This is a genomic window from Rathayibacter sp. AY1B7, assembly GCF_002932735.1.
In the GTDB taxonomy this organism is placed as follows: Bacteria; Actinomycetota; Actinomycetes; order Actinomycetales; family Microbacteriaceae; genus Rathayibacter.
Genome location: NZ_PSWK01000053.1, coordinates 1 through 8711, shown reverse-complemented (window position 1 = coordinate 8711; position 8711 = coordinate 1). Strand labels below are relative to the sequence as shown.

Genomic DNA, 8711 nt, shown 5'->3' with positions numbered 1-8711 from the left:
CCTGGTGATCGCCGCCGGAGTCGGCGGCATCGTCGGGGCCTACGTGCTGCTGCGGGTCCCCGCGCACTGGCTGCCGGCGATGCCCTCGCGAGCCGCCTCTCGGCGGCTGGGACGCCTGCGATGCCGTGCCCTCCTCCTCCACTGCTCGACCCTGGCGCCGACCCCCGGGGAGGAGGGGTCGCGTCGGTCCTGCCGCGGATCAGGCGGGGCCCTCCTGGAGCCAGCGGCGGAAGGTCGCGACCGAGTCCTTGTTGGTGAATTCCGGGACGACATGGCCGCCCTCGTAGCCGGCGCTGTTGTGGTAGGCGATCGTCGCCTCCTTGGCGACGGGGAGCGCGAGGCGGCGGAGGCGTCCGCCGTGGAGCTCCGCGGGAGCGAGCTGGTCGGCCGTGCCGGCGCTGACGCGCAGACGAATGCCCCTCCACGCGTCCTGCGGCAGACGGGCGGGATTGGTCGCGCGCATCAGCGCCCGGTCTCCGCCGTACACCGCGAGGACGCGGTTCGACTCGCTGTCGTCGCGCGCCGCGAGGTCCTCGACGTCGAAGACGCTGCTGGCGTGGTAGGCCCCGTAGATGTTCGGCACCATCTTCTTCGCGTAGGCCCAGCACATCATCGCGCCGCCGCCGGAGTTCGAGCGGAGGAAGCTCCCGCGGACGTTCCAGAGGCTCTGCACCCAGGCTGTGGCGGCCGTCTGCACGGCGAGCGCCGTGGGGTTGGTGTAGTTGCTCGGGCCGCCGAAGTCCGGGCAGATGCTGACGAAGCCCAGGTCGACGAGCGGATCGGCCGAGTAGAAGTAGGCCTTGTCGAGGGCCCTGAAGCTGCTGCCGCTGGCGTGGTAGAACCAGGCGACCGGCACCGAGGAGCCTGATTTCGGCTTCGCCGAGTGCGGGACGAAGAGGCGGGTGGAGTCGCCGCCGATCTTCACATCGATGATCTCGTAGGGCTTGTTGCCGCTCTTCGAGAACTTGGTGTCGAGGCGCGAGACCTCGCCCGGGAGCCTCGGGATCACGCTGTAGTTCGGCGCGGCGAGCGCCGGGGTCGCTACGAGAGCGGAGGCGGTCGCGGCGGCTCCGACAGCGGAGGCGGCGAGCAGGAGGCGGCGCGAGAGGCCGCGCGGGGTGTCAGTCATATCGAGAATCCTTCGGAGCTTTCGCCATCAGTGTCGAGTCGGCCGACCATTCCGAATTCGACGCACATGAAGTGACGTCCGGCCCCCCAACCCATTCGAGAGTGTACGGGCCGCGGATGACGCGTGGATGTCGTTCTCATCACGTCTGGTCGCTCGGGCGGGGATCAGCGGGAGGAGGGGAAGAGTCGGCGGGAGAGGCTCGAGGACTTCTCGGCCGTCTCGTGCACCACGAAGGGCACGGCGGAATCGGCGGAGACGACCCGCCTCGCCGCGGCGAGTTCGAGCGTCTCGCGGGAGAGGCCCTCGATGTCGACGGTGACCGCGAGGCCGGAGTCGGCCAGGCGCGTGGCGATCTGCACCTGGTGGTCGTCGACGTGCTCGCCGAACGAGGCGCGGCGCGGAACCAGGATCGGCACCCGGCCCTGCTCGATGGCGCTGAGCGCGGTGCCCACTCCCCCGTGCGCGATGACGACGTCGGCCGCCTTCATCGCGGCGTTGAGCTCGTCGTGCGGCACGGAGTGGCGGCCGTCGATCCCGAGCCCGGAGACGTCGTTCGCTCCGGTCTGCCAGAGCACCTCCACGCCCTCGAGCAGCGGCGCGAGCGCGGCGAAGAAGCGGGGGAACGGGTAGCCGTCCTGCGTGCCGACCGAGACCACGGCGCGGCGGATCGGCTGCGGGACGACGTCCTCGACGCGGTAGGTGTCGAAGATCGAGCCGCCGAAGCTCCAGCGGTCGTCGGCCCAGGAGCGGTACTGGGTGTAGGTCGAGACGGCGGGGACCCGGGCGAGGATCCGACCGGTCATCGACGGGCCGAGCACGCGGGCGGCGCTCTCGATGTAGTGCGCGGGGATGCCGCGCGAGGCCGCGAGCGGCAGGAAGGAGAGGGCGGGGCTGGCGCCGGTGCTGAAGACGGCGTCGAAGGACCCGCGGGCCAGCAGGGAGCGGCCGATCATCGCGTTGCGGAGCACCGGCACCACGGCGCGGGGCGGCGGATCGGCGAGGTGGGTCACGCGCCGGTCGGCGAGGAGGGTGCGGCTGAGGGCGCTGTCGACGGTCGCCCAGTGCTGCTCCTCCGGGTCGACTCCGAGGAGCCCCGAGAGGGCGAACATCTCCTTGAGATGCCCGCCGCCGGAGCAGACGAAGAGATACGAAGCCATACGCGCCTTCACTGGTGATGATCGAGATAACAGGCGTGTGGATGATCGATCGTCCGCCGAGAACGACCCCCCGGTCCCTGGTGCAGAAGTCGCCCGATCATAGCAGGGAGGGTCTCCGAGGGGCACTTCTCTGAGAGAACTGTTCACCTCGCCGGAAAGCGATAGGGGCTCATTCGACAGGCGATATCCGCTCACTTCTCCGGAGGGTGGAAAGCGATATCCGCTCGACTCGGGGATGGTCGGGAACGCTCATCGAGCGCTCGATACCGGACTGGCCGATTCCCGTCGATCACCTGCACCGCACGGGCCGCGCGCGTAGCGTCGGACCACCGGCGCAGAGGCCGGTCGACCCAGGAGGAGCGCCATGAGCGACAACGAGCAGAACAGCCCCGTGATGGACGGAGCCGAGGACGCCAGCAACGACGAGAAGCTCGGCGGCCTGATCGACCAGGTCGAGCACGACCACGGAGCCGAGGGCGCCGGCGCGATGGCCGACGCGCTCCGCGACCGCGCCGACGAGACCGACACCGAGATCACCGAGGAGTCGGACGCGTCCGCCCCGGTCGAGGACAGCGGCACCGCCCAGGTCTGAGCGACGGGGCCCGGAGGACGACTCCGGGCCCCGCTCCCTGATCGCTGGGGAGAGCGGTGGGCCCTCCGGATCGCTCGTCAGAGCGGCCCGGCGAGCGCCGCCCGATGTGCACCGGAGCGGCTCGGTGAGCGCCGCCCCACCCCCAAAGCCCTGTTTGACGGTGCGGGAGCCGCCGGTCACCATGGCCGCATGTCCTCTCTCGACGAGCTGCGCGCCACCGCGCATCCGATCCGCCTCCGCCTGCTGTCCCTGGTGACGGGAGCGGCGATGAGCGCCGCGGAGGCCGCCCGCGAGCTGCAGCTGTCGCAGGCGACGGCGAGCTACCACTTCCGCGTGCTGGAGCGCGCCGGGCTCGTGGCCGTCGTCGAGACCGTGCGCCTGCGGGGCGGCGAGGCGAAGAGGTACCGGCACGAGGCCTCCGGAAGGCCCTTCGACGTGACGGCGTCCGTGGACGCAGGGCCGGAGGAGGAGCGGGACCTGCACCTCGAGGCCCTGATCGAGGAGCTCCGGCGGCGCTCGTCGAGCCGGGCGGACGGTCCTCAGCTCTCGACGGACGCGGAGCTCTGGGTCGACCCCGAGGTCTGGCGGCGGGTGGTGCGGCACGTCGGGGAGGCGTCCGCGCTGCTGCACGCGGCGGCCCGGCCGCCGAGGACGCCCGGGACCGCGCCGGTGTCGATGACGACCGCGATGTTCCCGCTCCGCCGGCCGTGACCCGCGACGGGCGCGGGCCGCTGACGCACGGGCCTCTCGCGCACGGCCCCTTCCGCTGGCTCCTCGCCGCCCGCACGACCGGCGTCCTCGGCAACGCCGTCGCTCCGATCGCCCTGGCCTTCGCCGTGCTGGACCTGACGGGCTCGCCGACGGACCTCGGACTCGTCGTCGCCGCGCGCTCCCTCGCCAACGTCGCCGTCCTGCTGCTCGGCGGCGTCCTCGCCGACCGGATCCCCCGCTCCGTGATCCTCGTCGGCACCTCGCTCGCGGCGGCGGCCACTCAGGCCGCGGTCGCCGTGACGGTGATCACGGGGACGGCGACCGTCCTGGCCCTGGTCGTGCTCAGCGTGCTCAACGGCGCCGTCGCGGCGATGAGCCTGCCCGCCGCGGCCGCCCTCGTCCCCGAGACGGTGCCGGTCGGCGAGCTCCGCCCGGCGAACGCCCTGCTCCGCCTGGGCCTGAACGCCGGGAGCATCGTCGGCGCCTCGGCCGGGGCCGCGCTCGTCGCACTGGTGGGTCCCGGGTGGGGGCTGGCGGTCGACGCCGCGGGCTTCGCCCTGGCCGCGGTCCTCTACTCCCGTGTGCGGCTGCCGCGGACGGTCCGCTCGGGCCCGGGCGCCTCCGTCCTCGCCGACCTCCGCGAGGGGTGGCGGGAGTTCACGAGCCGGCGCTGGGTGTGGATCGTCGTGGCGCAGTTCACCGCCGTCAACGCCGCGTTCGTCGGCGCGACCACGGTCCTCGGCCCGGTCGTCGCCGACCGGTCCTTCGGCCGAGCGGCGTGGGGACTCGTGATCGCCGCGCAGACCGTCGGCCTGGTGATCGGGGCCGTGATCGCGCTGCGCTGGCGGCCCCGCCGGGCGCTGGGGGCGGGCGTCGCCCTCATGGCGGTGACGGCCGTCCCGGTCGCCGCCCTCGGGATCCTCCCGGCGCTCCCCGCCCTCCTCCTCGCCTTCGCCCTCGGCGGAGTCGCGCTCGAGATCTTCGCCATCGCCTGGGACCAGTCGCTGCAGACCCACGTCCCCCGCGAGGCGCTCGCCCGGGTCTACTCCTACGACATGGTCGGCTCCTTCCTCGCCGTGCCGCTCGGGGAGGCGCTCGTGGGCCCGCTCGCCGACCTCGTCGGGCTCGACCGCACCCTGCTCGGCTGCGCCGCGGTCGTCCTCGTCGCCTCGCTCCTCGCGGCCTCCAGCAGGAGCGTCCGCGGGGTGGGCACGGACCGTCCGCGGCCGCAGACGCTCTAGCGCGTCACGGGAGGCGCGGGTGCGCAGGAAGGGGCGCACCACCCGGAGCCCGGGGGGAAGCAGCTCCAGGACGCCGTCCCAGGTGGCGGGGACGTCGGGGAAGCCGTGCACGAGCACGAGCGGAGTGCCGTCCACCGGTCCCTCGTCGAGGTAGTGGACGTCGGTGAAGCGCGTGGACAGGACGCGCGCACCCGTCCCCTCCTGCTCCGGCCCGTCCGAACGGGAGTGCCGCGGCCCGCTCACGGGCGGTAGAGGGAGTCGACGGGGACCTCGCGGCTCGAGCCGTCCCGGGTGGTGATCGTGACCGGGCCGGCGGGCCCGGCGGCGAGACCGTCGGACGAGGGCCACCAGGCGGTCCAGGAGCCGCCCTCGAGGGTCGCGACGACCGGCTCGACGCCGGCCTCGTTCAGCACCACCGATTCCACGTCCGCGCCCGCGAAGCCGACCGCGTAGATCAGAGCGGCGTCCCCTTCTCCGAAGGTGCCGGCCGAGCTGAGCTGGACGGCGTCCGCGGCGAGGGGGCCGGCCGGTGCGGCGTCCGCCACCTCCCACATCCCCGCGCCGTTCCCGGCGCTGAGGCAGTAGTAGAGGGAGTCGTCGAAGCGGTAGATCATCGAGGCGGCGTCGCCGCGCGCGTCGAGGTGCGAGACCTCCGCCGGCCCGGCCTCGCCGTTGGGGCTCTGCAGGTTCGTCGCGCACCACTGCGTCGCCGACTGCCCGAGCTCGGAGCTCGGCAGGATGCGCTCGGGGATCGCGGTCCAGGAGGCGAGCACCGCGCGGTTCAGCCCGACGGAGCCGGTGCCGGGGATGAGACCCGGGACCACGACGATCACCGCGGCTGCGGCGGCGGCGGCCAGGAGCACGGTCGCCGCGCCGGCGACGGCCCAGTCGCGGGGGCGGAAGAAACAGGGAGCGGCCGCGTCCTCGCTGACCAGGATCTCGCCGAGGAGCGCGTCCCGACGTGCGGCCTCGGCAGCGGAGAGAGGGGTGCGGGGCTCGGCGTCGTGCGCGCGGAGCAGGTCGAGGAGCTGGTCGGTCATGAGAGGGTCCGTTCTGCCGTGCCGGAGAGGAGGGTGGAGTCGAGGGGGCGAGCAGCGCCGCCAGCCGCCGCTTCGCGCGGGTGAGCCGCATCGCGTAGGCGGCCCGGGAGCAGCCGAGCACCTGCGCCGCCTCGGCCTGCGGGAGGTCCTCCCACACGTGGAGGGCCAGAGCCTCCTGCTCGGCGAGGGGCAGCCGCTTCCACGCGCTCGCCAGGTCGAGGCGGTCGCCGACCGACGGGTCGGCCTGCTCCTCCGGGGCGAGGGTCCCGATCCGCACGGCCTAGCGCCTGCCGGCGGTTCTCGCCGCGGGCGGCGTTGAGGATCGCGTGCCGGGCGGTGCCGAACAGCCAGGGCCGCACGTTCTCCGGCAGGTCCTGCCGGCGACGCCAGGCGGCGAGGAAGGTCTCGCCGACGATGTCGTCGACCGTCGCGGCGGGAGCGCGGCGGCGGACGAAGCGGAGCAGGTCGTCGAAGTGGGCGCGGTACAGCTCGGAGAAGTCGTCTCGGGAGCGGATGCTCATGGTTCCCCTTTCGCGGAGTCACAGGTACATGTCCGGCTGCGGCGGCGCTGCAACATCCGTGTCGGCGGGAGTCCCGCTGGGGCGGTGGCCGCGGCGTCCTGCGCGGCGCTCCGTGTCCGGGCAGGATCCACCGCGCGGGGGAGGTCCTGCGAGCGGCAGGCGGCGATCCGCATCGACCGCACGCCGGAGAGGAGGGGCCCTCGGCGGGTGGCGGGCTGTCGGAGGGAGCAGCGGACGCGCGGTCATCCCCGAGGCGCACCGGACGCGACTCCCGGACGACGCACCGGACTCCTCCGGCCCGGGACTCTGGCAGAACGCCGCCGAGCCTCTGCTCCCGGCGCCCGTCCCGCCCCAGGAGACCCTCGTGAACCGCGCCCTCGCCCTCGCCGCCGCCTCAGCCCTCGTCGTCGTCGACGTCGTCGCCGCCGACCAGCGCGCCGCTGACGCCCGATGACCGGCTCCGGGAAGCCGGCCGGCGATCAGGCTCCGCTCCGCCTCGCGCTCGTGCACGTCGACTTCTGGTCGGCCGTGAAGCTCTCGTTCCTGCTCGGCCTCGCGCTCGCGATACTCGGCCTCGTCGCCGTCCTGGTCGCCCATCCGCTGCTCGTGCACTCGGACCTCTTCACCCAGGCCGACACGCTCCTCGGGCAGGTCGTCGGCGATCAGATCGACCTCGACGCGATCCTCTCGCTGCCGAACGTGCTGGGCTTCGCGCTCGTCGGAGCCGTGCTGAACACCGTCGTCGCCACCGCCCTGGGCGGGGTGGGGGCGCTGCTCTTCGGATCCGCCGCCGCCCTCGCGGGCGGGCTCCCGGTCGGCCTCGCTCGGCAGTGAGGGGCTCCGCTCCGACTAGGCCGCGAGCCCTCCCTCGGGAACCGGGGACGGACGGTCGTCACCGAGGAGCGGCGCCTGCTCGGGCTCAGCGGCGACGACCATGTCGCGCCCGGACGCGGGGGTGAGGAGCTCGCGCAGCCAGAGGCGGTTCACGGCGTGCAGACGGGGATGATCGAAGCGGTATTCCAGCACCACGTTCGGCTGCACGAGGATCGCGTACGAGCGCGGCTCCGACTCCTGCAGCGTCCTCCAGGTCAAGCGGAACGGCTGTCCCTGCTCCATCCGCGCGCGCACCGCGATCCGCCCGTGCGCGAGCGTCCGGTCCTCGAACTCGATCCGGCGCCGCCAGGCGCCGAAGATCAGCACTCCCACAGGGGCTCTCCTCATCGTGTCGGTCGAGCAGCCCGCAGAACGGCGGGGCGGCGGGCGCGAGGCTCGCAGGGCCGGACCGCCATCGGACGGTCCGGTCGTGGGGACCGGAGTAGAGGTGGGTCCGAGGCTGGTCCCTTCCCGGAGGTGTGCGGACGGAGTGCGCTCCCGCGTCAGTCGGCGAAGATCGCGCCGACCGGCTCGCGCTTCTCGGCCTGGAAGCGGTCCTCGGCGCGGCCGAGAGCCCAGTAGGCCGAGAGCGAGAGCGCCCGGCGCTCCACGCCCCACTCGTCCTGCAGGAGGGCCCGCAGCTGCTTCATCGCGGTGCGCTCGCCGTGCGCGAAGACCTCGAGCACGCCCTCGGGCCTCCGCTCGGCCCGGACGGCCGCGACCAGCGCCCGGCCGGCCTCGAGACCGCCGCGGTGCAGCCAGCGCACCTCCACTCCGGCCGGGGCGGGAAGATCGAGCTCGTCGGCGGCCGAGTCCACCTCGATCAGGACCAGGCCGCGCGCGTGCGCGGACATCCCCTCGAGGGCTGAGGCGATCGCCGGCAGAGCGGAGTCGTCGCCGAGCAGCAGGTGCACGACCTCGGGGTCGGCGCTCGGCGACCAGGCGCCGCCGGGCGCGGAGAGCGCGATCCGGTCGCCGGGAGCCGCGGCGAGCGCCCACGGTCCCGCCACCCCTTCGTCGCCGTGCACGACGAAGTCGACGGTGATCGAGCGCCGCTCGAGGTCGACCGAGCGGACGGTGTAGGTGCGGCGCACGGGCAGCTGCTCGGGGGCGACGCTCGCCCGGAGCGCGTCGAGGTCGAAGGGCGGCTGGAGGTCGGAGCCGCGCGGCGGGAGCAGGAGCTTCACGTAGCGGTCGGTCGCGGCGAGGCGCTCGGGGTCGGACTCGGCGAGGAACGCGTCGAGCCCGTCGCCGCCGAGGTGCACGCGGACCAGGTGGCCGGTGAGGCGCTCGGTCCGCAGCACGGTGAGCACGTGCTGGCTGCGGGCACGGCGCGGGCGGTCGGGGGACGGGGCGGCGTCGGTCATCCGTCCAGCATGCCTGGTCGTGCTCGGTGGGGGCCGAGCGCGGGCGCCCGCGCTCGGCCCCCACCGAGCACGACCAGGCA

At 73.9% G+C, this 8711-nt stretch carries 9 protein-coding genes and 2 pseudogenes; 4 read left to right on the top strand and 7 right to left on the bottom strand.

Annotated features, from left to right (window positions below):
• Positions 1-199: 199 nt before the first annotated feature.
• A complete protein-coding gene (locus tag C5C95_RS16740; RefSeq protein WP_104324896.1) occupies positions 200-1129 on the bottom strand; it encodes a S9 family peptidase in 930 nt (309 codons plus the stop codon).
• Positions 1130-1293: 164 nt separating this feature from the next.
• The gene (locus tag C5C95_RS16735) at positions 1294-2286 is read right to left on the bottom strand and encodes a glycosyltransferase (protein WP_104324895.1); all 993 of its coding nucleotides are present in this window, start codon (positions 2284-2286) and stop codon (positions 1294-1296) included.
• 364 nt (positions 2287-2650) lie between these two features.
• On the opposite strand from C5C95_RS16735, the gene C5C95_RS16730 reads away from it, so the two are divergent.
• From C5C95_RS16730 to C5C95_RS16720, 3 genes are all read left to right on the top strand, one after another.
• Positions 2651-2878: a hypothetical protein gene (locus tag C5C95_RS16730; RefSeq protein WP_104324894.1), complete on the top strand. Its 228-nt coding sequence runs from the start codon at positions 2651-2653 to the stop codon at positions 2876-2878.
• Positions 2879-3067: 189 nt separating this feature from the next.
• On the top strand, positions 3068-3589 hold the full coding sequence (locus C5C95_RS16725; protein ID WP_104222473.1) for a helix-turn-helix domain-containing protein: 522 nt from the start codon (positions 3068-3070) through the stop codon (positions 3587-3589).
• Positions 3586-4830, top strand: a complete 1245-nt coding sequence (locus C5C95_RS16720) for an MFS transporter (protein WP_258072690.1) — start codon at positions 3586-3588, stop codon at positions 4828-4830. Before C5C95_RS16725 ends, C5C95_RS16720 begins: the two co-directional genes overlap by 4 nt.
• A gap of 239 nt (positions 4831-5069) precedes the next feature.
• Here the strand turns inward: C5C95_RS16720 and C5C95_RS16715 are convergent, their stop codons facing one another.
• The 3 genes and pseudogenes from C5C95_RS16715 to C5C95_RS18030 all read right to left on the bottom strand — a co-directional run.
• Positions 5070-5870, bottom strand: coding sequence for a hypothetical protein (locus tag C5C95_RS16715; RefSeq protein WP_104324893.1), 801 nt, complete (start codon positions 5868-5870; stop codon positions 5070-5072).
• Between the two features lie 73 nt (positions 5871-5943).
• A pseudogene (locus C5C95_RS18035) lies at positions 5944-6147 on the bottom strand (RNA polymerase sigma factor); the annotation flags it as partial.
• Positions 6148-6172: 25 nt separating this feature from the next.
• Positions 6173-6391, bottom strand: a pseudogene (locus C5C95_RS18030) (RNA polymerase sigma factor); the annotation flags it as partial.
• Between the two features lie 450 nt (positions 6392-6841).
• Between C5C95_RS18030 and C5C95_RS16705 the strand changes: the two are divergent.
• A complete protein-coding gene (locus tag C5C95_RS16705; RefSeq protein WP_104269484.1) occupies positions 6842-7225 on the top strand; it encodes a DUF3566 domain-containing protein in 384 nt (127 codons plus the stop codon).
• Positions 7226-7240: 15 nt separating this feature from the next.
• On the opposite strand, the gene C5C95_RS16700 is transcribed toward C5C95_RS16705, so the two are convergent.
• Together C5C95_RS16700 and C5C95_RS16695 are read right to left on the bottom strand one after the other, a co-directional pair.
• Positions 7241-7597: a hypothetical protein gene (locus C5C95_RS16700; protein ID WP_104324892.1), complete on the bottom strand. Its 357-nt coding sequence runs from the start codon at positions 7595-7597 to the stop codon at positions 7241-7243.
• Between the two features lie 170 nt (positions 7598-7767).
• The gene (locus C5C95_RS16695; RefSeq protein ID WP_104324891.1) at positions 7768-8631 is read right to left on the bottom strand and encodes a siderophore-interacting protein; all 864 of its coding nucleotides are present in this window, start codon (positions 8629-8631) and stop codon (positions 7768-7770) included.
• Between the last annotated feature and the right edge of the window lie 80 nt (positions 8632-8711).